Consider the following 22,954-nt stretch of genomic DNA (forward strand, 5'->3'; position numbering starts at 1 on the left):
ACCTAGCCGACTGGACGATCGCCGATGCCTGCTGCGCCCCTAGCTTCCCTGACCGAGATCCTCGCCCGCCGTGACTGGCAAAACCCGGCCTGCACCCACTACCGCCGGCTGGACGCCCACCCGCCGTTCGCCAGCTGGCGCACGGTGGAAGACGCGCGCGACGACGCCCCCAGCGCCAGCCGCCGATCGCTGAACGGCGAGTGGCGCTTCAACTATTTCCCGCGCCCAGAGGCGGCACCGGAGAGCTGGCTGCAGCAGGATCTGCCGGACGCCGCCCCGCTGGCGGTGCCGGGCAACTGGCAGCTCGCCGGCTACGACGCGCCGATCTACACCAACGTGCGCTACCCGTTCCCGGTCGATCCGCCGCGCGTGCCGGAAGACAATCCGACCGGCTGCTACTCGCGCGCCTTCAGCGTCGATCCGGCCTGGCTGGCCGCCGGCCAGACGCGCGTCATCTTCGACGGCGTCAACTCGGCGTTCTATTTATGGTGCAACGGCCACTGGGTCGGCTATTCGCAGGACAGCCGCCTGCCGGCGGAGTTCGATCTCAGCCCGTGGCTGCGGCCGGGTGAAAACCGGCTGGCGGTGATGGTGCTGCGCTGGTGCGACGGCAGCTACCTGGAAGATCAGGACATGTGGCGCATGAGCGGCATCTTCCGCGACGTCAGCCTGCTGCACAAACCCGCCGCGCACCTGAGCGATGTGCGCATCACCACGCCGCTGCATGACAGCTTTACCCGCGGCGAACTGGTGGTGACGGCGCGCGCCAGCCGGCCCGGCCCGCTGCAGGTGCAGATTCAGCTGTGGCGCGACGGCGCGCGAGTGGCCGAACGCACCCAGCCGCTCGGCAGCGAGATCGTGGACGAGCGCGGCGCCTATGACGATCGCGTCACGCTGCGGCTGCCGGTGGAACGCCCGGCGCTGTGGAGCGCCGAAACGCCCGCGCTGTATCGCGCCACCGTCGCCCTGCTCTCGCCCGAAGGGGAGATTATCGAGGTGGAGGCCTATGACGTCGGCTTCCGTCAGGTAGAGATCAGCGGCGGGCTGTTGAAGCTCAACGGGCAGCCGCTGCTGATCCGCGGCGTTAACCGCCACGAGCATCATCCGCGCCACGGCCAGGTGATGGACGAGGCGACGATGCGCCACGATATCCTGCTGATGAAGCAGCACAACTTCAACGCGGTGCGCTGCTCGCATTACCCCAACCACCCGCTGTGGTACCGGTTGTGCGACCGCTACGGGCTGTACGTGGTGGACGAAGCCAATATCGAGACCCACGGCATGCAGCCGATGAACCGCCTGGCTGACGATCCGCTGTGGCTGCCGGCGATGAGCGAGCGCGTCACCCGCATGGTGCAACGCGATCGCAACCACCCTTGCATCATTATCTGGTCGCTGGGCAACGAGTCCGGCCACGGCGCGAACCACGACGCGCTGTACCGCTGGGTGAAAAGCCAGGATCCGACCCGCCCGGTGCAATATGAAGGCGGCGGCGCCGACACCGCCGCCACCGACATCATCTGCCCGATGTATGCGCGAGTGGATCAGGATCAGCCGTTCCCGGCAGTGCCCAAATGGGCGATCGGCAAGTGGATCGGCCTGCCGGAGGAGCCGCGCCCGCTGATCCTGTGCGAATACGCCCACGCGATGGGCAACAGTTTCGGCGGTTTCGAGCGCTACTGGCGCGCGTTCCACGCACATCCGCGCCTGCAGGGCGGCTTTGTCTGGGACTGGGTCGATCAGGCGCTGATCAAACGCGACGATCGCGGCGAAGAGTTCTGGGCCTACGGCGGCGACTTCGGCGACACCCCCAACGATCGCCAGTTCTGCCTGAACGGGCTGGTGTTCGCGGATCGCACCCCGCACCCGGCGCTGTTCGAAGCGCAGCGGGCACAGCAGCTGTTCCGCTTCGCCTTCGACGCCGCCTCGCTGACGCTGACCGTCACCAGCGATTACCTGTTCCGCCACACCGACAACGAACAGCTCAACTGGCGGCTGGAGCTGGACGGCGTGGAACGCGCCAGCGGCAGCTTCGATCTGGCGCTGCCGCCGCAGGGCAGCACTCGCTTCACCCTGCTCGACCGCCTGCCGATGCTGCATCAGCCCGGCGAGCTGTGGCTGAACGTGGAGGTGGTGCAGCCGCAGGCCACCGACTGGTCTGAAGCACACCACCGCTGCGCCTGGGATCAGTGGCGGGTGCCGCGCGCGCTGCATCCCGCGCCGCCGCCGGCGCAGGGCGTGCCGCCAATGCTGATTGAAGATGATGAAGGGCTGACCCTCACCCACGGCGACCAGCGTTGGCGCATCGAGCGCAGCAGCGGCCACCTGACGCAGTGGTGGCAGAATGAGCAGCCGCAGCTGCTGACGCCGCTGCGCGACGGTTTTGCGCGCGCGCCGATCGATAACGACATCGGCGTCAGCGAAGCGGACCATATCGATCCCAACGCCTGGGTCGAACGCTGGAAGCTGGCGGGCCTGTACCGGCTGGAAGAGCGCTGCTCGCAGTTGCAGGCCGATGCGCTGCAAAACGGCGTGCGGGTGGTGAGTGAACACCAGTTCGGCGTGGACGGGCAGATTTTGCTGATCAGCCGCAAGCAGTGGCTGTTCGACGCGCTGGGCGCGGTGAGCGTGAACGTGGAGGTCGAGGTGGCCGACGCCCTGCCGCCGCCGGCACGCATCGGCCTGCACTGCCAACTGGCGACGGTACAACCGCAGGCGGAATGGCTGGGTCTGGGCCCGCACGAGAACTATCCGGATCGCCGCCTGGCCGCGCAGCACGGGCGCTGGCGCCTGCCGCTGGCAGATCTGCACACGCCGTATATTTTCCCCGGCGAGAATGGCCTGCGCTGCGACACCCGCAGCCTGCGCTACGGCGGCTGGCGCATCGACGGCCGCTTCCACTTCTCGCTCAGCCGCTACGGCCTGCAACAGCTGATGGCCTGCAGCCACCAGCATCTGCTGCAGCCGGAAGCAGGCACCTGGCTGCATCTGGACGGTTTCCATATGGGGGTGGGCGGCGACGACTCCTGGAGCCCGAGCGTGCACCGGGATTACCTGCTCACCGCCGGTGTTTACCGCTATCAGCTGCGCTTGCAGCGGGCGCCCGAGGGCTAAATCTGCCAAAAAACTCAACGGGTTGCGCATTCTGTAAGCAAACAGTCACAGAATGTGTAATCCGCCTTTGACATGCCGACGGCGCCTCGCTATTATTCGCCCCGTTCACACGATTCCTCTGTAGTTCAGTCGGTAGAACGGCGGACTGTTAATCCGTATGTCACTGGTTCGAGTCCAGTCAGAGGAGCCATATTTAGAGAAGCCCGCTTAAGGAAACTTAAGCGGGCTTTTTGCTGTTGGCGGGTTTGGGCTGCGGCAGGCAACCGGCTGTCTGAATGCCAACCGTATTGACAGCGAAAATACCCTTGCCCGACGAACGCCTGCGCCGCCGGCTATCACCCCGGCCCTTCACTGCCCGCCGCCAGCAGCGGCACCAGGATATCGCTAATCGGCGTAGGGATGCCCTGCAAGCGCCCATAACGCTGCACGACACCGTTGCGTATGTCCCACTCCAGTGGCCGGTTGGCCTGCCGGTCGGCAAGAATAGAGGTGCCCAAATCCGCGGGCGCACGCTGAAAGCCGTCCACGATCGCCTCCGGCACGTTATCGTGAAGCACCGCACCCTGCGCGCGCGCGACGGCCAGGCATTCACGCAGATAAGCCAGGGCCAGTTGCGTTATGTCGGCGCGCGAAAACATGCCTGCGCGGCGATTGGCCAGCACCATCAGCCCCGCAGCCGCATTCTGCAACAGCTTACGCCAGGCAATCGAGAGAAAATCCGATGACAGCTCAACCGCACAGCGTGAACCGCTGAGCGCGTCGGCGATCGCTTGCGCCTGTGGCGCATCCGGCAGTGTCAGGCGCGGCGTGGCGCGTAGCCTGACGGACGCATCTTGCTCGCGCTGCGCCGGAAACCACACCACGGAGGGCAGCACCGTCGCCCCATTGACGTAAGGCGCCAGCAGAGATTGCTGCTCGACGCCGTTTTGCAGCGCACACACGACGGTGTTTTTATTGCACAACGCCGCCAGCCAGCCCGCGCTGTCGGTTACCTGCGTGGTTTTTACGGCGACAAAAACCAGATCGTAGGGATGGGCGACGGTACGCGGATCGCTTAAAACCGGCCCCGGCACCACCACTTCTCCCTCATCGTGGCGCAGAATTAATTGCGGATGGGCCGTACGCCCGCAAAGCAGCGGCGTGCGGCCCACTTCATGAAGCGCCGCAGCGATGGCGGTGCCGATGGCGCCGGGGCCAATAAGCGCAATAGTAGGGCGATCGGACATAGCGAGTCCTCCAGGTTGGATTAACCGTTCATCAGCCCGCGGTTTCTGTTACGCGCTAATGCTGATGCAGGATAAGCGGGCGCCAAGGTAAATGATACGGCGGCAAGGAGATAAACGCAGCTGTCGGAAACTATCCGGCCCCTTCCCCCAGCGAAACCCACTCTTTTACCTAAGAAGATTCCTAACCAAGCTGACGGAAATGCCTTCCTGACGCCAATACGCGGATTTACCCGCCGATTTACAGCAATAATCCTGAAAAAACAATCGATAAGCCAATCTCTCTCGCTCAGCAAGTTGCGTCTATCCTTTCGCTATGGGCGCCTGCCGCCCATCGTTCGCTGCAGATCGCGGCATGCGCGTTTCTGGCTGTTCGGGTTTCGGTTTTATTCCATCGCGCGCTTCCATTCATCATGTTGAATTTCACAGCAATCTCTCAGCAACAAGGAGTGTTTATATGGCTTACGTCATTACCGACCGAGAAAAACTGCAAGCGATTTGGGAGGCCGCCAAAGCTGGCGACTGGCCAGCGGTATATGCCGCCTCCGTCGATGCGCTCACCGATCCCAACCATGCCAACCAACCCATTGAGGGCGTGGATATCGCGGTGTATACCTGGATCAAAGGCGCCTATGGCGTGAACTCGAATCAGGGGGCGTTTGCCCATTACATTCGCGACCAAACCAAGCTGCAGTATGAGCTGCGCACCGGGCATGTGCCCGATGACTGGGAGGCGCGCATTCAGAATGCCTCCGACAACATCGCCAAAAACTTCGCCAAAACGCTGTTTGGCGTCGATCTGAGCAGCGATCCCAACGCGCCGCTGCCGGATGCCCCGCCCAGCAGCGCCAAAGTGCCGGACATTCACGAGGTCGGCCTGATCGACGCCGGCGCGGCGGCGTCCGAAGTGTTCACCGACGCCTCCTCGACCGGCGCCCCCAACTATTCCCCCTGGGCCGGCACCACGCTGTTCTCTTATTTAGGCGATACCTCGTTCTTTACCGAATGGGTGGCGACCAACGACACCTCGGCCTTTAAGGTGGAAGGCGGGACTTACGATCTGATTGCCGCGGCGCAGGTCTCCATGCAGATGAAAAACCTCAGTTACGTGGTTGAAACGCTGCTGGCGGGCGAAGTGCCCACCTATTTGACCACCCTGGGCATTGGCCACGAGACCATCCGCCTCGCCGCCGAAGCGGCGCGTGATTTCTACACCGAATCCTACGGCAGCAGCGTGACCGGCGGCGGCAGCCTCATTCCCGGCAAGCTGGATATCGGCTCGGCGATTTTCAACGACATTGCCGACGTGCTGTCTACGCCGAATCTGTACCGCGTCGGTACGCTGCATGACGACGATTTCACGCTGGCGTTCGGCAATATCGCCGTTAACACCGGCAGCGGCGACGACACCATCAGCGTGCCGCGCGGCTGGCAAAACAACGCCGGCAACTACGGCTGGACGGTGATCGACGGCGGCAGCGGCCACGATACGGTCGATTATTCCAGCCTGTCGCACGGGGTAAACCTGAAGTTTGACGCCCAGGGCAGCTACGGCGGACGCGGGGTGATCGAGAAAAACGGCATCGGGCTGTATGGCTTTAAGGACGGGCTGTACAACATCGAAGCGGTGAAACTGACCGACTTTAAGGACAACGTCACCTTTAACGATCGGGTGCTGACGCCGGCCAACGGCCTGGAGGTCAGCCTGGGCAAAGGCTCCAGCGAGATTCGTTTCGAGCACGGTTATACCACTGCGCCGGGAGGGAGCGCGCCGCAGGATTATCTCGGCGTGAACCTGAGCATGCTGTCCAACGATGTGCCTTTCCCCAACAGCCTGCTGAATATTCCCGTGAAGCAGACCCACAATATCTACATCGACGACAGCTTCGAGCTGGGCTTTTTACAGGCCTCCTCCCTGTCTATCGACAACCACCTGCTGGCCTTCGGCGCCGAAGGATCAAACAGCAGCTTCTCACTGAACTACAATGCGCAAACCCATACGCAGGATCTGTCGATATTCATGCAGGGCGAAAGCGCGCTCAATCAGCACGTCGTCAATATCTACAATTGGGATCAAGGATACTTTGGCATCAATCTGGAGCAGCCGGCCATTCAGCTTGTCGGTTTGCAAACCGTTACGCCGCAAGAACTGGCGGCCGCCTAAGCGAAGCCCGCCGGTTTACCGGCGGGTTGTTTACCTGCGGCGCGACGGCTCAGGCCCCATCCCGTTCCGCCACCCGCGCCAGCAACGCCCCCAGCAACGCCAGGTCGACCAGCAACGCCAGCGCGAAACAGCTCCCCCTCACGCCCGGCGCGGCGTAGGCTTGCACCAGCGAAGCGGCAATCACTACGGCCACGATAGTCACCACCGTCGTCAACCTGCACGCCACGGTGAACGCCGCTTTCACCTCCACCGCCGTGCGGTAGGCAACACCCTGCCCCAGGCCGCCGAGGGCGAGGCCCGCCAGCAGAGCCGGCCAGTCATGGCCGCCGAACAGCATCAGCAATGTGAATAGCCATCCCACCGCCGCCAGCAAAAAGCCGTGGCGGAGAATCGCCAGCGCAGGCCGGTTCCGCAGCGGCTGCCAGCGGGCCAGTGCGGCGCCGCCGAGAAACGCCAGCGCCAATGCCGTCAGCAGCATCAGGGTCGCGCCGATGCCCTGCAGGCTCTCCGCCTCCAGCAGCAAAGCGCCCGCCGCGACCGGCACGCTGAGCGCCAGGGCGCTCGCCGCCGTTCCCGTGTGTGTCATGGCGCCCAGGGCGCCGTTGTTGATAGAAAGGCTCATCGCTCACTCCCGATAGGGTGGAAATGATGAAATAAATTCATTTCCCTGTTCACATATCAGTAGCCTATCTCTTGTATAATCGGTCAGACAAACTCATAGTTTTCAGCCTTAGATGAGAATAACTCAGCAATGAGAAAACCCCGTTTGCCGCCGCTGGGCGCGCTGCGCGCTTTCCACGCCGTGGCCGGCTGCCGCAGCTTCAAACTGGCCGCCGAGGCGCTGGGCGTGAGCGCGACGGCGGTCAGCCACCAGATCAAACTGCTGGAATCGGTGCTGGAATGCCGGGTGTGCGAGCGCAGCGCGCAGGGCGTCAGCCTGACCGAGACCGGCGAGATCCTGTATGCCGGCACCCAGCGCGCCTTTGCCGCGCTGGAACAGTCCGTCGCCCAAATCACCCGCGCCCGGCAGCCGCCGGCGCTGACCGTCACCACCACCTCCAATTTTCTCACCCACTGGCTGGTGCCGCGCCTGGCGGATTTCAAGGCGGAGTTTCCCGCCATCGATCTGCGCCTGCACACCAGCGTCGAGCGGGTCGATCTCAGCCAACGCACCGTGGACGTCGCCATCCGCTACCGTGAAACGCCGGAAACCGATCTGCACTGCACCCTGCTGCATGAGGATCGCTTTATCGTGGTCGCCAGCCCGGCGCTGGCGCTGGCGCACATCGAGGATTTACAGCGGGTGACGCTGTTTCACGTGGCGCATCGGCAGGTGCCCGCCGACTCGCCGACCTGGGAGAACTGGCGACGGCGCTACGGGCCGGAAGGGTTGAACGTGGAAGCCGGGCTGACCTTCAGCGACGAAACCCATGCGCTGCAGGCGGCGGTGGCCGGCCAGGGGGTGGTGATCGCCAGCCGGCTGCTGGCGCGCGATTTGTTGCAGCGCGGCGTGCTGGCCGCGCCGTTCGAGATGGCGTTACCCGGCGCCAACTACTATCTGGTGGCCACCGAAGAGACCGCGCAGCGCCCCGATATCATTGCGCTGCGCGAGTGGCTGCTGCGGCAAATGGCGGCAGGCTAACGGCTCTCGGGGGCAATTTCGCCCAGGCGGATCGCCACGCTGATCGCCTGCGCGGTGGTGGCGGCGCCAAGGCGCCGGCGAATGCGGCGCAGGTGGTTTTCCACCGTGCGTTCAGACAGGCCGAGCATCGCGGCGATATCCGCCTGTCGTCGGCCGATGGCGGTCCAGCTCAGCACCTCACGTTCGCGCGCCGACAGCCGGCCTTCTTCTTTGCCGGCCGCCGGTTCGAACAACCGCCGCGCCGCCAAAAAGGCCGCCGTGCCCACAAGCGACAGCGCCAACCGCACCGGCGGCGAGGCGTCGATGCGCTCGCCTCCCAGGCTGACGGCACCCTCCAGGCCGGCGGGGCCGAACACCGGGATTTGCACGCCGTGCAGGCCGCGCCGCGCGGCGTGCGCACAATCCGGTAGCGCTCTCCCTGCTGCGCCCGGGTCTTGGTCCAGAAGAACGGCTCGCTGGCCCGCAGCATGTGGCGAGTCACCGGGCAGTGCCGCACGTAGGTCAGCGCATCGACCGCCTCCCCCTCGCCGAACCAGTCGCCTTCGACCCAATAGATATGCTCGATCCCCGCCTCCGCCGTGGCGGAAGCGGAAAACAGCACAAAGCGATCGAAGCCGAACGGCGCGGCGAAGGCGCGAACCCGCCCCTGAATGGCGGACAGGGTTCGCTCGTGGTCCATCGCCAACGCCGTCTGGAAAGCGCGCTGCGCGATCTCATCGCTCATCGCGCGGCGACGTCGGCCAGCAGCGTCTCCGCCGCCAGTTTGCCGAGGTTGTTGGAAGCCAGCGGGCTGTCGCCGGTCAGCAGGCGCCGATCTTTATGCACCTTGCCGGTGATGTCGGCATTGACGATCTTCACGCCCAGCTCACGCAGGCGTTCGCCCACCAGCCAGGGCATCGGGCCGGGGATATAGCCGATGTCGATGTTGGCGCCGGTATCGAGAGCATCCGGGAACACGCACATCTCATAGCCGCGATAGAGGAAATCGTCTTTGCTCTCGCCAATGCCCGCCGCCAGCAAACCGGCGGGCCCGTGGCACAGCGAGATCACGTAGCGATCGTTGTCATGGGCCCAGTGCAGCGTCTTTTTCACCTCTTCACTGAACGGGATATCATTGAGCACGCCGTGGCCACCGGGAATGAAAACGCCAAGGTAGTTGCCGCCATCCAGATCCTTCACGACTTCCGTCAGCTTTTTCGGCTGCTTGAGTTGGCTGCGGTACTTCTCATAGGTGGCCTTGACCGCTGGGTCTTCATGCGGGAACGCCCACATCTCCAGCTTCACCGGATCGCCGGACGGCGTGGCGATGTCGATCTCGAAACCGGCCAGATCCAGGTGATACATCGGCAGCAGCATCTCGACCGGATGGTTGCCGGTGGAGAAGAACTTGCCGTTTTGCATCAGCAGGTAGCGCTCCTGCGAGGCGATCATCAGCACCTTCCACTTGCCGCCGCGATAGGCGTTCGGGTAGCTGGCGCCCGTGAAGTCGGTTTTGGACGAGGTGTACTGGCTGAGGGAGTAAGGTGATGGGAAGAACGCGTTGTCTTCCGCCACATCCGGGGTGGGATTACGATCGTTGGATACTGAATCAGTCATGATTATCTCCATATTCACCGTTGCATTTCTCTTTCAGCTTAAATAACCGCCGGCGGGGCCGCAATGAGGGATATCCCTCAATCGCCCTCGCACTGGCGGCGCTCAAGCGGGGTGCCGTAGCGCGACAATGAACGTTTCTTCGCTGACGCCGGCATATTCGTACCGGCACTTTCTCACCGGCACCTGGAAGTAGCGCTCCAGGATATCCTCTTGCAGCAAGGCGTTTTTATCGCCAAACACGCACTGTCGCTTATTCATCAGCAGGCACTTGTCGGAGATGCGATCGGCGTAATGCAGAAAATGCGTATTCAGCACGATCGTCATCTGCCGCTCTTTGGCGAGGCGCCAGAGCATCTCGATCATTTTAGCCTGATTGTAAAAATCCAGGTTCGACTCCGGTTCGTCGAGGATCATGACGTCGGGGTCCGCCGCCAGCGCCTTGGCGAAATAACACATCTGCAGTTCCCCGCCGCTGATCTGATTGATGTTTTTCTGCGCCAGCGGCGCGATCTCCAGCGCGTGCAACACCGCCTGCGCCTTGGCGAAATCTTGCCGCCGCGGCCCGGCGAACCACCCCGCCTGGCGAGCGCAGCCGAAAGTGACAAAATCGAGCACGCCATACGCGAAATGCGGCGTTTTCGCCTGCGGTACATAGGCCAGTCGGGCGGGCCGATTGTCGATATGGCCGATCTGGCACACGCCTGACAAGGGCCGGCACAGGCCCGCGACATGTCTCAGCAGCGTGGTTTTACCGGCGCCGTTCGGCCCGAGCACGCTGAGGATCTCACCGCGTTTCAGATGAAAACTGACGTTGTCGAGAATGGGCTCGCACCCTTTGAACCCCAGGGTCAACTGGCTAACGGTGATCATGTTTGCTGCTCATAATAAAAAGGAGGGCGAAAAGCGGCGCGCCGATCAGCGCGGTCAGGATGCCGATCGGGATTTCAGCGTAGGTGGCGCCTCTGGCGATATTGTCGATCACCAGCAAAAACAGCGCCCCGCTCAGCGCCGAAGCCGGGATCAGGCGACCGTGGTTATACCCCAATACGCTTCGCACCAAATGCGGGATCACCAAGCCGACCCACCCCACCACGCCGGCCAAGCTCACCGAGGCGGAAACCAGCAGAGAGGCGGCGATCAGCAACAGGATCTTCAGCCGAGGCGGATTCAGACCGGCGATGCGCGCCTCGTCGTCCCCAAGAGAGAGAATGTTCATATTCCACCTGAGCCGGTAGATAGTCAGGTAACACGCCGCAAACAGCGGGATCAGCCAATAAACCTGCGCTTTCGCTACCGAAGCGAAGCTGCCCATCAGCCAGAAGACGATCGCCGGCAAGGTATCCTGCGGATCGGCGACATATTTTATGACCGAGACAAACGCGATAAACAGCGACGCGATAATCATGCCGGACAAAAGCGTGGTGAGCGCATCCTGCCGGCGTTTGAGGCGGCAGATGCCGAGCACCAGCAACAGGCTCACCACGCCGAAAAGAAACGACAGCAGCGAACTCAGGGCAAAAGGCAAACTCAATAGAATGCCCAGCGCAGCGCCAAAGGCGGAGGCGGAAGACGTACCCAGCACGTCCGGGCTGGCCAATGCGTTTTTCAGCACCGCCTGAAAGGTCGCGCCGGCGACCGCCAACCCGCCGCCCACCAGCATCACCGCCACTACCCGCGGCGCGCGCAGGTTAAAAATCACCGAATAGCGGGCCTGGTTTTCCCCCGGCATGTTCCCCTGCCATAAAATCTGCGCCACATCATGGGCCGACAAGGCGTAGCGGCCGGCAAACAGCGATGCGAAGGCGACTGCACACAGCGAAATGAACAATCCCGCCATGATCGCCGCATATTTTCCTCTGCCCGGCATCCCCAAGCTCCTCCAATGGATTAACGCTATTCAACCGTGGCGCTAGCGTTGCGCCAGCACCTCATCCAGCAACCGGTCCGGGATCGCGTAGGAGAACATCGTCTGATAATAACGACGCGTCTCCTGCCGCAGCGTCTTGTCGCTAATGTCTTCGGGCGCGTATCGGTTGATCATGAACAGCGGCAACAGTGACGTTTCCGCCGACAGGCCCCCCCAGTTGTGAATGCCCACCGGCGTCGAGAAAACCTTGCCGTTTTTCACCGCCCTGAGCGTCTCCCACGCCTGGCCGGGGATCCCCCCGTGCAGCAGCGCTTTTGCGCTGCCGAACACCACGAAAATCACATCCGGATCCCAGGCCATGATCTGCTCCATCGACACGTTGATGTATCTGCCGGCATCGCCCTTCACCGGCAAATCCCCGGCGACGTTATCCATGCCGGCCATTTTCAGATAGGTGTCGCCGTAGGTGTGCGGGCCGCTCACCTTCAACTGCCTGCCGTCGCTTTCTTCCAGATATAACGCCCTGACGTGCTGCGCGCGGATGGCTGCGGCATAGGGGCGGATCTGCTTCAGGGTCCTTTCCCAGGCGTCTTTGAATTTATGCGTGCGCGGCAGGCCGAGGGTGTCGGCGAAGGTATTTTCCCAATACACCTGGGTGACCATCGGCTGGTATTTGGTCTTCCCGCCGGCGTCCAGATCGACCGTCATCACGCCCGCCCTTTCCAGCCGATCGTCCTGGCTTTTGCCGTAGTAATAAATGATGTCGGGCCGCAGATTCATTAACGACTCCATGTTGACCCGATAGTCCTTATTGATGAAATCGGACGTGATCCTGCCGATGTCAGGCTTCATGTCTTTCAACACATGCATATCGGCATGCATGAATGCCCAGGGGCCGACGCCGACGACGTGCCGATAGGCCGCCTCGTTGGCCAGGATCACGCCGAAGGGGCAGTTGCCGGTGATAACGATCCGCGGATAGCTGCCGGGCAGCGTTTGCGCCGCCGCGCTCTGCGGCAGCGCGGCCGCTTCCGGCTGGCTGGCGCCGGCGCAAGGCAGCATCGGCAAAGCGGCTATCGCCAGCAAGGCGGTGGCGATGAATGTCAGTTTTACGGCCATGAGGCCTCCTGCGCGCATGCGCAATGGCGCGCGTCGATGAATGGTGTCAGGCCGAGGCGGCGATGCCGGCGGCCATGATGGTGATCCCGGCAACGAAAACGATCGCCGCGGTGGCGACCGCGCCGCCGCCGACCAACGCGGCGGTTTTTCCTTCGGAAATCTCTTTTCGCTGCAGGAAAGAGAGTTGCGACAGGGGAATGATTTTTCCGCTGTCGGCAACGATGTCTTTCGGTTCAACCTTCGCAACCGTCAGCTCGCCGCCGCTGCCGTCCTTCAGGCCGTATTTCAGCCGATCGCCGACATACACCGGCGGCTGCAACAGATAATACGGGCTATTGAGCCCCGCCTCTTTTTGTTGCAGCGCCACGTCGTGGTAGGTCGAGCAGCCGCTGAGGGAAAACGCCGCCATCCCGATAATGAGCGGCACCAGGTGGATGAATCGCATGGGAAACCTCGAACGTGCTTATTTACTCGTTTTTAACGTAACGGCGGACTTGAAGCGCATATAGCTCACGGCCAGAGAGAGAAACGAGAACGCCGCCCCCGCCATTAAGCTGATAGTCGTCGCTTGCGCGCCGCGCATATTGAAGAAAATCGCCACTAACGCCGAACCGACGATTTGCCCAATCAACCGGGAACTGCCCAACAGACCGCTAGCGATGCTGCTGTTTTCATGAGAGACCGAAGTCATGATCAGCAGGTTGTTCGGTGATTGAAACAGGCCGAAACCGATGCCGCACAGCGCCACGCGCCATACGATCGCCCCATTCGACGGATCGCCCGGCAGGTTGGCCATCAGCAGCATGCCGGCCAACAAGCAGGCGAGGCCTGACAGGGCGACGAGATTGGGATCGTATTTCTTGGTCAAATCGCCGGAAATCAACGACGACACCATGGTGGCCAGCGGCCAGGCAGTCAGCAGCAGACCGATTTCCACCACGTTTCTTTGCAGGACATTGTGGAAATAAAAAGGCAGCGATACAAAAGCCAAAAGCTGGGTGCTGTAAGACAGCATCGACATCAGCAAAGACAATGACAGCGTCGGGTTATGCAGCATCGCGACCGGGATCAGCGCGGCGTTGGCCTTTCTTTTCTGATTGATGTACAGCCACCCGGCCAGTCCGGCGAATACCGCAAAGCTCAGCGCCGCCGCCGGCAGATGGCGGGTGGTCATGCTCATCGTGCTGAGCGAGAAAGCGATAAACAGCACAAACACCAACAGGGCGCCCCCGCTGTCGAAGCCAACGCTGCGCCGCTCGCGGGAGCCCAGAAATATCATGCTCAGCAGCAGCGACAGGCAGGCGATGGGAACATTGATGGTGAACAGCCAGTTCCAGCTCGTTTGAGAAAGTATCGCCGAGGCGATGGACGGCCCGGCGGCGGCGGAAACCGACACCACCATCACGTTAATCCCCAGGCCGCGCCCCAGCAGCCTTGCCGGGTAGATCTCCTTGATCAGCGCCGCATTGACGCTGAGCACCGCCGCCGCGCCGAAGCCCTGTATCACTCGGAACGCCGTCAGCATCGCCAGCGTGTCGGAAAGCGCGCAACCCAACGAGGAGAAAGCAAACAGCACCACCCCGGCCATAAAGATTTTTTTATTGCCCACCGCTCTGCCCAGCGCCGCAAAGGGCATCAACGACGCGACGACGGCAAACTGGTAGGCATTGATAATCATGATGGAAGCCGATTCGGAAACGGCGAAATCTTTCGCGATCACCGGCAGCGCTACGTTGGCGATGGTGCTGTCGAGCATGGCGATGACCGTGCTTAACGAGACGGCGAGAACCGCGAATAGATTTAGCGTCTCTTTTTCCTGGTGTTTAAAAGTCATGTTAACGCTCCAAAAACGTGGGTGTCTTTATGCCGGCATGCCGGCGGCAAAGACGCCGTTTTTATCAATTTTTGTAATTACGTTATAACATATCATTATTGGATGGTAATAAATCTCATTTGAAATATTGGATTGCATAGTGTTTCAAAATAAGAATTAACAAATGCAATACAAATAAATCACAATATAAATACCCAATTAAATAACCATACTCGGTATAAAAAACCGGTTTATTTATAGAATGACATTAAAAGTAACAGGCGCTAACAGACAACGATGATGCCGGTATAAATTGTTATGTTATAACAAAACAACCTTCCCTTTATGCGGGTTAACCTTATGGCTAAGAAGGACCTTTTGAACACGCGCTTGTCCCGCCGCAGAATGATGCTGGCCGGGCTGGCGGCTCTGGCGCTCAATAGCGCCGTTTCTCCGCTGGCTAGCGCCCACGGCTTGCCACGCCCCAAAAAACAGGCGGGCCCTCAGGGTGCGCGAAAACGATTCCTGGTCATGTTGGATCCCGGCCATGGCGGCATCGACTCCGGCGCCATTGGCCACACCGGTTCGCTGGAAAAACATGTCGTTCTGGCGATCGCCAGAAACGTGCGGGCGCAGCTCGATCGACACGGCATCGATGCCCGCCTGACGCGCGACAGCGACGTTTTTATTCCGCTGTACGATCGAGTGGAGATCGCGCACCGGCATGGCGCGGATCTTTTCATGTCGATTCACGCCGACGGCTTTACCTGCCCCAGCGCCTGCGGCGCTTCGGTCTTTGCGCTTTCCACTAAGGGCGCCAGCAGCGCGATGGCGAAATACTTATCGAACAGTGAAAACGCGGCGGACGATCTCGCCGGCCCCCACGTCATCAAGAAAGATCGCTATTTGCAGAAGATACTGTTTGATTTGGAACAAACGGAAACCATCAAAGAAAGCCTGACGCTGGGCTCGCACCTGATCCAACATATTGCGCCCATCCATCATTTGCATGCCAAAAATACCGAACAGGCGGCCTTCGTGGTGTTGAAATCCCCGTACATTCCTTCGGTATTGGTGGAAACCTCGTTCATCACCAACCCCGAGGAAGAAAGGCTGCTGGGCACCCCTGCATTCCGAAATAAAATCGCCACCGCCATCACGCAGGGGATCGTCAGCTACTTTAAACACGTCACGCTCGCTTAAGCTTCACCAGGACGGCAAGCCGGCCGGCTTGCCGCGCACAGGGACGGCGTCAACATGATAAAATGCAATCCTCGCGCTTTTTCGGCGAGCCTGTGGCTCCCGCTGCTGGCCCTGTTGCCGCGCAGCGCCTTCGCCGTGCCGCTGACGGTATCGCAACACAGCAGCCTGAATTTCTACGGCACGATTATCGCCAGACGCTACAGCGGCCAAAGCGAACGCGACGACGGCGACCGCAGCTATCTCTATTTCGGCCTGATCGGCAAAAAAAAGATCGCGCCGCGCTGGCGGGCCTACGCCCATTGGGAATATACCGTCAGCTTCGCCGACGCCACCCGAAACAGCACCCGGCTCGCCTACCTCGGCGTGCAGAACGCCGCCCTGGGCAGCCTCGATATCGGCCGCAACTGGGGCGTGCTCTATGATGTGACCGCCCTGACCGATCGCTCCCCGCTGTTCAGAGAAATGGCCTACAACTACATCGACAACTTTATGCGCGGCCGGGCGCACAACCTGCTCACTTACCGCAAACCTTTCAGCCTGTTTCAGCGGCACGCCGCCCTCGCGCTGCAGTATCAGTTCAAAGACGGCGACGATCGACAGGCGCTGGGCAAACAAAACGGCAACGGGTTCGGCGCCTCCTTCCGCTATGCGCTGACGCCGACGCTCAGCCTCATCGCCGCCGCTTCGGCGTCTCAAACCACGCAGCGCCAGCAACGCGCCGCCGGCTATCGTCGGCGCATCGATACGCTGGCCGAGGGGGTTCTCTATGCGTCGAAAAAAATCTATCTCGCGGCCGTGTTCACCCAAAGCGACAACGCCATCAGCCCGCAACAAACCGCTAACCGCGGCTCGGCGTCCAGTTATGAAGCGCTCGCCAAATACCGGCTGACGGACCATATTCAGCCCAACATCGGCTATACCCGTTTGATACAGGCCCGGGCAGGCCGCAACACCGACTTATTGAACTACGAGGAGTTGGGCGTGACCTGGTTGCTCAATAGCAACATGCAGGTGTTTATTAACTATGAATTCAATAACCTTTCTCGGCACGCCCCCGGCGTCGATGCGTCGGACAAACTCGATATGGGCATCAGCTATCACTGGTGACGCGCTGCCGTAGCCAATAAAAAAGCCCCGCCCGGTGAAGGGCGAGGCTCGCTCGCGCCGATCGAGACGGTGCGAGAGGATCATGAGGGCAGAGTGATGACAAAGTGCCGAATGCGCCTGCTCATGGCGTGACGGACGCCTCAGCGCGACGCTTGCGCGTTTTTCCACTCCCGCCAAATCGTTTCCAGCCCGGCGCGATACGTCGTGACGGCGAAGTCGGGAAAACGCTGTTTGAACTTGGTCGAGTCGAACAGGTTATCGTGCTCGTAGCGCGGCAGCAGCTCGCGCATCTCTCGCGCCCCGGACGAAACCAACCCCGCGGCGATCAACGCCCATTTGCCGATAACGGAATATGAAATGTCCTTCCCAAACACCTCGCAGGCCAACGCGGCGAACTGCGCATAGGTGAGCCGCTCGTCGCAGCACGGGAGATGCCACGTCTGGCCGAACGCGTCGGGCGTATTGCCGAGCCGGGCTAACCCACGGCTGGCGTCGGGCGTCCAGATCAGCGTGCGCAGCCTGTCGTCGCGAACCGGCACGCGCGGTTTTTCCCCCGCTTTCAGCCTGTCGACGATCAGCGCATTGGTGAAGCTCTGCGTTTTTCCCGGCCCATAAAACTCGGGCGCACGGCCGATCAGCACGGGGATCTGCTTGCGCTCCATCTCGTCGAGCACCTTCTCGGTCATCAGGGCGCGCACCCGTCCCTTGCGCCCCCGAGGCGCGAACGGCGTCGATTCCGTCTGCGGCTCGCCGTTCTGCGGATACATATAGGTATTGTCGAAATAAACAAAGGGCACGCCCGCGGTACGGCTGGCGTCCAACGCATTCTGCAGCATGGTCGGAAATTGCCGCTCCCACAGCGCCGAATCCGGCGGCAGGCCGGCGGCGAAATACACCACGTCGCTGCCCTTCACCGCCGCCAGGGTCTGCTGTGCATCGAGCAGGTCGGCCGCGACCAGCGTATCGCTGTCGTTGACCTTCCTCGGGTTGCGGCTGACCAATCTTAAATCATCGGTGTACGCGCGCTTCAGTTCACGCGCCAGCTCTTGGGCGATCTGGCCACTGGCGCCCAGGATCGTTTGCATTGGCGTTCCTCATCGCAATGAAAAAAACTCCGCCCACTCAGGGCGGAGCAAAAGTGCTTGTTCGCGCTTAACTGTTCACGAACGCCAGCAGATCGGCGTTGACCTGATCGGCATGGGTGGTCGGTATGCCGTGCGGCGCGCCCTTATAGGTATGGAGCGTGCCGTTTTGCACCAGCTTGGCCGACAGCGCGCCGGAATCCTGATAAGGCACCACCTGGTCGTCGTCGCCGTGGATCACCAGCACCGGAATGGCAATCTTCTTGAGATCTTCGGTGAAATCGGTCTGCGAGAAGGCGACGATGCCGTCATAGTGCGCCTTGGCGCCGCCCATCATGCCCTGCCGCCACCAGTTCCAGATAATGGCCTCCGACGGTTTGGCGCCCGGACGGTTATAGCCGTAGAACGGGCCGGCGGGCACGTCGTAATAGAATTGCGCCCGGTTGGCGGCCAGCTGCGCCTGGAAATCATCGAATACCGATTTTGGGGTGCCCTGCGGGTTACTGTCCGTTTTCACCATCAGCGGCGGCACTGCGCTGATCAGCACCGCTTTGGACACCTTGTCCTCGCCGTGGCGCACGATGTAGCGCACCACCTCACCGCCGCCGGTCGAGTGGCCCACGTGCATGGCGCCCTGTACGCCGAGGTGTTTTACCACCGCGGCGACATCATCGGCGTAGTGATCCATGTCGTGCCCTTCCCACACCTGGCTGGAGCGGCCGTGGCCGCGACGATCGTGCGCAACCACGCGGAACCCTTTGTTCACGAAGAACAGCATCTGGGCATCCCAGTCATCGCTGGACAGCGGCCAGCCGTGGTGGAAGTAGATAACCTTGCCGTTTTTTGGGCCCCAATCCTTGTAGAAAATCTCGACGCCATCGCTGGTCGTTACATAACCCATGTCGTTTCTCCCATTTACACTCTGGTTAAAAAAGAAGGTTTATACTGCGCACGGCACCGGGATCTCTGGCTCCCTCATCCCGGTTGGCCGACGATCTTGCGTTGATCGTTTAACGAGTATAGGTTTAAAGTTCACTTTAAGGTCAAACCCCATTCGGCAAACCGCATTCCCGCTTTCACTCGGCATCAGGAGAATTCAAGTGCAGGGAGATGACATCCTCATGACGATGGAGCCGCGGCTTGCCGCCCAGCGCCACGCCTTCCTGCGCGACGGCGCGCCGACGATGCAACAGCGCAAGGCCGCCCTGCGCCGCTTGCGGAGCGCCATTCTGGCCCAGCGCGCCGCGCTGGCGGCGGCCGTCAGCGCGGACTTCGGCCACCGTTCGCCTTACGAAACCGACATTCTGGAGATTCTGGTCACCGTTCAGGCGATCGATTACCTGCTACGCAACCTGAAACGCTTCATGAAGCCGGAGCGCCGCCACGTCGCCCTGCCGTATCAGGCCGCACGCGCCTATGTGCAATATCAGCCCAAGGGCGTGATTGGCATCATGGCGCCGTGGAACTACCCGTTTTCGTTGACCTTCATCCCGCTGGCCACCGCCCTGGCCGCCGGCAACCGCGTGATGCTGAAACCTTCGGAGCTCACGCCGCATACCAGCCGCCTCATCGAAACGATGCTGGCGGCGCTGTTTCCCACCGATGAGGTCGCCGTCGTGACCGGCGGGCCGGACGTCGGGGCCAGATTCAGCGAGCTGGCGTTCGACCATCTGGTGTTCACCGGCAGCACGGCGATCGGCCGTCAGGTCATGCAGGCGGCCGGCAAACATCTGGTGCCGTTAACGCTCGAACTGGGCGGTAAAAGCCCTGCCGTCATGGCGCGCGGCGCGGTTAACGCCAGAAACGTCAAGAGCGTGGCGTTCGGCAAGCTGTCGAACGCGGGCCAAACCTGTATCGCGCCCGATTACCTGCTGGTTCATCAGGACGATCTGGCAAGCTTCATGGCGCTCTATGACGCGGCGGTTAAAAGCTTTTATCCCGACGGGCCAACCGGCGACGACTACGGCGCCATCATCAACGACAGGCACTACCACCGCTTGCAAGCGCTGCTTGCCGACGCACAGGCGCGCGGCGCGCAACTCCATCCGGTCGGCCACCGACCGGACTCGGCGTCTGAACGGCCGAACACGCTGGCCCCTACGCTTATCGTCGGCGCCCCCGATGACAGCGCGATCATGCAAGAAGAGATCTTCGGGCCGCTGCTGCCGGTGCGCACCTACGCCGCCTTTGATGAAACGATCGACGTTATCAACGCCGCGCCCCGCCCGCTCGCGCTCTACTACTTCGGCCCGCCGGGCGAGGATCGGGAGCGGCTGCTGGCGCGCACCGCCTCCGGCAACGTCAGCATCAACGCCACCCTGCTGCACTTCGCCCAGGACGATCTGCCGTTCGGCGGCATCGGCCCCAGCGGCATGGGAGCCTGTCACGGCATCGAAGGATTTCGGGCGCTGAGCCACGCCAAAGGCGTTTTCATCCAGAGCCGCTGGCGCTTTACCGACCTGCTGCGCGCGCCGTTCGGCAAGCTGGCGGACGCGGTGCTCGCGTTCATGTTGCGGCGCCGATAACGCGGCGCGTTGACTATCAATAGCACACCCATAAATCGCCGCAAGCTATCACAATATTCACTCATTCCTATTTTATCTCTCCGCCGCCGCTGACTAAGCTTAGCCCTATGTCCCCCTTTGCCCGTTGGCGGCGAGGGTGACGTCAATCGATTGAGTTCAGTTATTTAGCGCAACACCCGACGCAAGCCTTACCCGCATGCCTTGTTAACCGCTCCACGCCCGGCGGCTGGAGCATCTTTACGGAAGCAGAGAGCGCATTATGACAACTGAAAGCAAATGCCCGTTTTCGGGCGGCAAGCAGCCCGCACCGCAGAACGGCCCCACCAATCAGGATTGGTGGCCTAATCAGCTCAGCCTGAAACCGCTGCACCAGCACTCCCCCCTGTCCGATCCGATGGATAAAGATTTCAACTACGCCGATGCCTTCAACAGCCTCGATCTGGCGGCGGTCAAACAGGATCTGCACGCCCTGATGACCGACTCGCAGGAATGGTGGCCGGCGGACTTCGGCCACTACGGCGGCCTGTTCATCCGCATGGCCTGGCACAGCGCCGGCACCTACCGCATCGGCGACGGCCGCGGCGGCGCAGGCGAAGGCCAGCAGCGCTTCGCCCCGCTCAACAGCTGGCCGGACAACGTCAGCCTCGACAAGGCGCGCCGTTTGCTGTGGCCTATCAAGCAGAAATACGGCCGCAACATCTCTTGGGCCGACCTGATTATCCTGACCGGCAACGTGGCGCTGGAATCGATGGGCTTCAAAACCTTCGGCTACGCCGGCGGCCGCGCCGACACCTGGGAGCCGGACGACGTCTACTGGGGCTCTGAGAAGATCTGGCTGGAACTGAGCGGCGGGCCGAATAGCCGCTACTCGGGCGACCGCGATCTGGAAAACCCGCTGGCGGCGGTGCAGATGGGCCTGATTTACGTCAACCCGGAAGGCCCGGACGGCAATCCCGATCCGGTGGCCGCCGCGCGCGACATCCGTGAAACCTTCGCCCGCATGGCGATGAACGACGAAGAAACCGTGGCGCTGATCGCCGGCGGCCACACCTTCGGCAAGACCCACGGCGCCGGCCCGGCGTCTCACGTCGGCGCCGATCCGGAAGCCGCCGGACTGGAAGCGCAGGGCCTCGGCTGGCACAGCACCTTCGGCACCGGCGTCGGCAAAGACGCCATCACCAGCGGCCTGGAAGTCACCTGGACCACCACCCCGACCCAGTGGAACCACGACTTCTTCCGCCACCTGTTCGAATACGAATGGGAGCTGAGCCAAAGCCCGGCCGGCGCGCACCAGTGGGTGGCGAAAGACATCGGTGAAACCATTCCCGACGCCTTCGATCCCAACAAAAAACGCCGCCCAACCATGTTGACCACCGACCTGTCGCTGCGCTTCGATCCGGCCTACGAGAAGATTTCGCGCCGCTTCTATGAGCACCCGGAGGAGCTGGCCGACGCCTTCGCCCGCGCCTGGTTCAAGCTGACCCACCGCGACATGGGGCCGCGCGCGCGCTACCTCGGCCCGGAAGTGCCGCAGGAAGCGTTGATTTGGCAGGATCCGATCCCGGCGGTCGATCATCCGCTGATCGATGAGCAGGACATCGCCGCGCTGAAAAACGCCGTGCTGGCTTCCGGCCTGTCGGTGTCGGCGCTGGTCTCCACCGCCTGGGCTTCCGCTTCCAGCTTCCGCGGCTCAGACAAGCGCGGCGGCGCCAACGGCGCGCGCATTCGCCTGGCGCCGCAAAAGGACTGGGCGGTCAACCAACCTGCGCAGCTCGCCGCGACGCTGGCCAAGCTGGAGAGCATCCAACGCGCCTTCAACGATGCGCAGACCGGCGGCAAGCGCGTCTCGCTGGCGGACCTGATCGTGCTGGCCGGCGCGGCGGGCGTGGAACAGGCGGCGAAGAACGCCGGTTTCACCCTGACGGTGCCGTTCGCCCCGGGCCGCATGGACGCCTCGCAGGAACAGACCGACGTGGACTCCTTCGAGGCGATGGAGCCGCTCGCCGACGGTTTCCGCAACTTCCTGAAGGGCAAATACCGCGTGCCGGCCGAAACGCTGCTGGTCGACAAGGCGCAGCTGTTGACCCTGACCGCGCCGGAAATGACGGTGCTGGTCGGCGGGCTGCGCGTGCTCGGCGCCAACGTCGGCGGCACGCAGCACGGCGTGTTCACCCATCGCCCGCAGGCGCTGACCAACGACTTCTTCGTCAACCTGCTCGACATGGGCACCACCTGGCATCCGGCGGGTGAGGACGGCCTGTTCGAAGGCCGCGATCGCCGCAGCGGCGCGGTTAAATGGACCGGCACCCGCGTCGATCTGGTGTTCGGTTCGCACGCGCAGCTGCGCGCGCTGGCCGAAGTCTACGGCAGCGCCGACGGGCAAGAGAAGTTCGCCCACGACTTCGTCGCCGCCTGGAACAAAGTGATGAACCTCGATCGTTTCGATCTGGCGTAACTTAGCGACAGCACAAAGCCCGCCACGGTAAGTCGGCGGGCTTT

General features: G+C 62.1%; 18 protein-coding genes, 1 tRNA gene and 1 pseudogene. 8 read left to right on the forward strand and 12 right to left on the reverse strand.

The features are described from left to right. The first annotated feature begins 24 nt into the window (after positions 1 to 24). Together ACORQT_RS16220 and ACORQT_RS16225 are read left to right on the forward strand one after the other, a co-directional pair. The gene (locus ACORQT_RS16220) at positions 25 to 3,114 is read left to right on the forward strand and encodes a beta-galactosidase (protein WP_444859239.1); all 3,090 of its coding nucleotides are present in this window, start codon (positions 25 to 27) and stop codon (positions 3,112 to 3,114) included. 114 nt (positions 3,115 to 3,228) lie between these two features. Next, a tRNA-Asn gene (locus ACORQT_RS16225) sits at positions 3,229 to 3,304 on the forward strand. Between the two features lie 145 nt (positions 3,305 to 3,449). Here ACORQT_RS16225 and ACORQT_RS16230 read toward each other — a convergent pair. After that, positions 3,450 to 4,340 carry an oxidoreductase gene (locus ACORQT_RS16230; protein ID WP_089191996.1) on the reverse strand — a complete coding sequence of 297 codons (891 nt, stop codon included), beginning with the start codon at positions 4,338 to 4,340 and terminating at the stop codon, positions 3,450 to 3,452. Positions 4,341 to 4,794: 454 nt separating this feature from the next. On the opposite strand from ACORQT_RS16230, the gene ACORQT_RS16235 reads away from it, so the two are divergent. Then, positions 4,795 to 6,501, forward strand: a complete 1,707-nt coding sequence (locus tag ACORQT_RS16235; protein WP_069100334.1) for a hemolysin — start codon at positions 4,795 to 4,797, stop codon at positions 6,499 to 6,501. A 49-nt stretch (positions 6,502 to 6,550) separates the two neighbouring features. Here ACORQT_RS16235 and ACORQT_RS16240 read toward each other — a convergent pair whose 3' ends face one another. Next, positions 6,551 to 7,123: a hypothetical protein gene (locus ACORQT_RS16240; RefSeq protein WP_108681436.1), complete on the reverse strand. Its 573-nt coding sequence runs from the start codon at positions 7,121 to 7,123 to the stop codon at positions 6,551 to 6,553. Positions 7,124 to 7,252: 129 nt separating this feature from the next. Here ACORQT_RS16240 and ACORQT_RS16245 point away from each other — a divergent pair, with 129 nt between their 5' ends. Then, positions 7,253 to 8,143, forward strand: coding sequence for a LysR substrate-binding domain-containing protein (locus tag ACORQT_RS16245; protein ID WP_164057595.1), 891 nt, complete (start codon positions 7,253 to 7,255; stop codon positions 8,141 to 8,143). On the opposite strand, the gene ACORQT_RS16250 is transcribed toward ACORQT_RS16245, so the two are convergent. The 8 genes and pseudogenes from ACORQT_RS16250 to ACORQT_RS16285 all read right to left on the reverse strand — a co-directional run bounded on the left by ACORQT_RS16250 (position 8,140) and on the right by ACORQT_RS16285 (position 14,559). Beyond that, the gene (locus ACORQT_RS16250) at positions 8,140 to 8,511 is read right to left on the reverse strand and encodes a LuxR C-terminal-related transcriptional regulator (protein ID WP_444859240.1); all 372 of its coding nucleotides are present in this window, start codon (positions 8,509 to 8,511) and stop codon (positions 8,140 to 8,142) included. The genes ACORQT_RS16245 and ACORQT_RS16250 overlap by 4 nt on opposite strands. A gap of 107 nt (positions 8,512 to 8,618) precedes the next feature. Further along, positions 8,619 to 8,867, reverse strand: a pseudogene (locus ACORQT_RS16255) (PA1136 family autoinducer-binding transcriptional regulator); the annotation flags it as partial. Further along, positions 8,864 to 9,739, reverse strand: coding sequence for a glyoxalase III HchA (hchA, locus tag ACORQT_RS16260; RefSeq protein ID WP_033643728.1), 876 nt, complete (start codon positions 9,737 to 9,739; stop codon positions 8,864 to 8,866). The gene hchA and the pseudogene ACORQT_RS16255, both read right to left, overlap by 4 nt. A 102-nt stretch (positions 9,740 to 9,841) precedes the next feature. Continuing rightward, positions 9,842 to 10,609, reverse strand: coding sequence for an ABC transporter ATP-binding protein (locus ACORQT_RS16265; RefSeq protein WP_108681440.1), 768 nt, complete (start codon positions 10,607 to 10,609; stop codon positions 9,842 to 9,844). Further along, the gene (locus ACORQT_RS16270) at positions 10,596 to 11,606 is read right to left on the reverse strand and encodes a FecCD family ABC transporter permease (RefSeq protein ID WP_033643730.1); all 1,011 of its coding nucleotides are present in this window, start codon (positions 11,604 to 11,606) and stop codon (positions 10,596 to 10,598) included. Before ACORQT_RS16270 ends, ACORQT_RS16265 begins: the two co-directional genes overlap by 14 nt. 42 nt (positions 11,607 to 11,648) lie before the next feature. Next, positions 11,649 to 12,725 (reverse strand): ABC transporter substrate-binding protein, encoded by a 1,077-nt coding sequence (locus ACORQT_RS16275; protein ID WP_223524790.1) that lies wholly within the window; start codon positions 12,723 to 12,725, stop codon positions 11,649 to 11,651. A 46-nt stretch (positions 12,726 to 12,771) separates the two neighbouring features. Then, a complete protein-coding gene (locus tag ACORQT_RS16280; protein WP_223524788.1) occupies positions 12,772 to 13,170 on the reverse strand; it encodes a hypothetical protein in 399 nt (132 codons plus the stop codon). 18 nt (positions 13,171 to 13,188) lie between these two features. After that, complete coding sequence (locus tag ACORQT_RS16285; protein ID WP_033643731.1) at positions 13,189 to 14,559, reverse strand: MFS transporter; 1,371 nt, start codon at positions 14,557 to 14,559, stop codon at positions 13,189 to 13,191. A 339-nt stretch (positions 14,560 to 14,898) separates the two neighbouring features. Between ACORQT_RS16285 and amiA the strand changes: the two genes are divergently transcribed. Next, entirely contained in the window at positions 14,899 to 15,741 is an 843-nt protein-coding gene (amiA, locus tag ACORQT_RS16290; RefSeq protein WP_033651858.1) for an N-acetylmuramoyl-L-alanine amidase AmiA, read from the forward strand. A gap of 54 nt (positions 15,742 to 15,795) precedes the next feature. Beyond that, the gene (locus ACORQT_RS16295; protein ID WP_033651859.1) at positions 15,796 to 16,848 is read left to right on the forward strand and encodes a porin; all 1,053 of its coding nucleotides are present in this window, start codon (positions 15,796 to 15,798) and stop codon (positions 16,846 to 16,848) included. A gap of 140 nt (positions 16,849 to 16,988) precedes the next feature. Here ACORQT_RS16295 and ACORQT_RS16300 read toward each other — a convergent pair whose 3' ends face one another. Together ACORQT_RS16300 and ACORQT_RS16305 are read right to left on the reverse strand one after the other, a co-directional pair. Further along, a complete protein-coding gene (locus ACORQT_RS16300) occupies positions 16,989 to 17,933 on the reverse strand; it encodes an NAD-dependent epimerase/dehydratase family protein (RefSeq protein ID WP_142002661.1) in 945 nt (314 codons plus the stop codon). A 67-nt stretch (positions 17,934 to 18,000) separates the two neighbouring features. Beyond that, the gene (locus tag ACORQT_RS16305; RefSeq protein ID WP_033643735.1) at positions 18,001 to 18,831 is read right to left on the reverse strand and encodes an alpha/beta fold hydrolase; all 831 of its coding nucleotides are present in this window, start codon (positions 18,829 to 18,831) and stop codon (positions 18,001 to 18,003) included. A 220-nt stretch (positions 18,832 to 19,051) separates the two neighbouring features. Between ACORQT_RS16305 and ACORQT_RS16310 the strand changes: the two genes are divergently transcribed. Both ACORQT_RS16310 and katG read left to right on the forward strand, forming a co-directional pair. Continuing rightward, positions 19,052 to 20,455, forward strand: coding sequence for a coniferyl aldehyde dehydrogenase (locus tag ACORQT_RS16310; RefSeq protein WP_239507479.1), 1,404 nt, complete (start codon positions 19,052 to 19,054; stop codon positions 20,453 to 20,455). A 259-nt stretch (positions 20,456 to 20,714) separates the two neighbouring features. Next, on the forward strand, positions 20,715 to 22,910 hold the full coding sequence (katG, locus tag ACORQT_RS16315) for a catalase/peroxidase HPI (RefSeq protein WP_069100327.1): 2,196 nt from the start codon (positions 20,715 to 20,717) through the stop codon (positions 22,908 to 22,910). Positions 22,911 to 22,954 lie beyond the last annotated feature (44 nt).

The organism is Serratia sp. (in: enterobacteria) (genome assembly GCF_052400455.1).
In the GTDB taxonomy this organism is placed as follows: domain Bacteria; phylum Pseudomonadota; class Gammaproteobacteria; order Enterobacterales; family Enterobacteriaceae; genus Serratia; species Serratia ureilytica.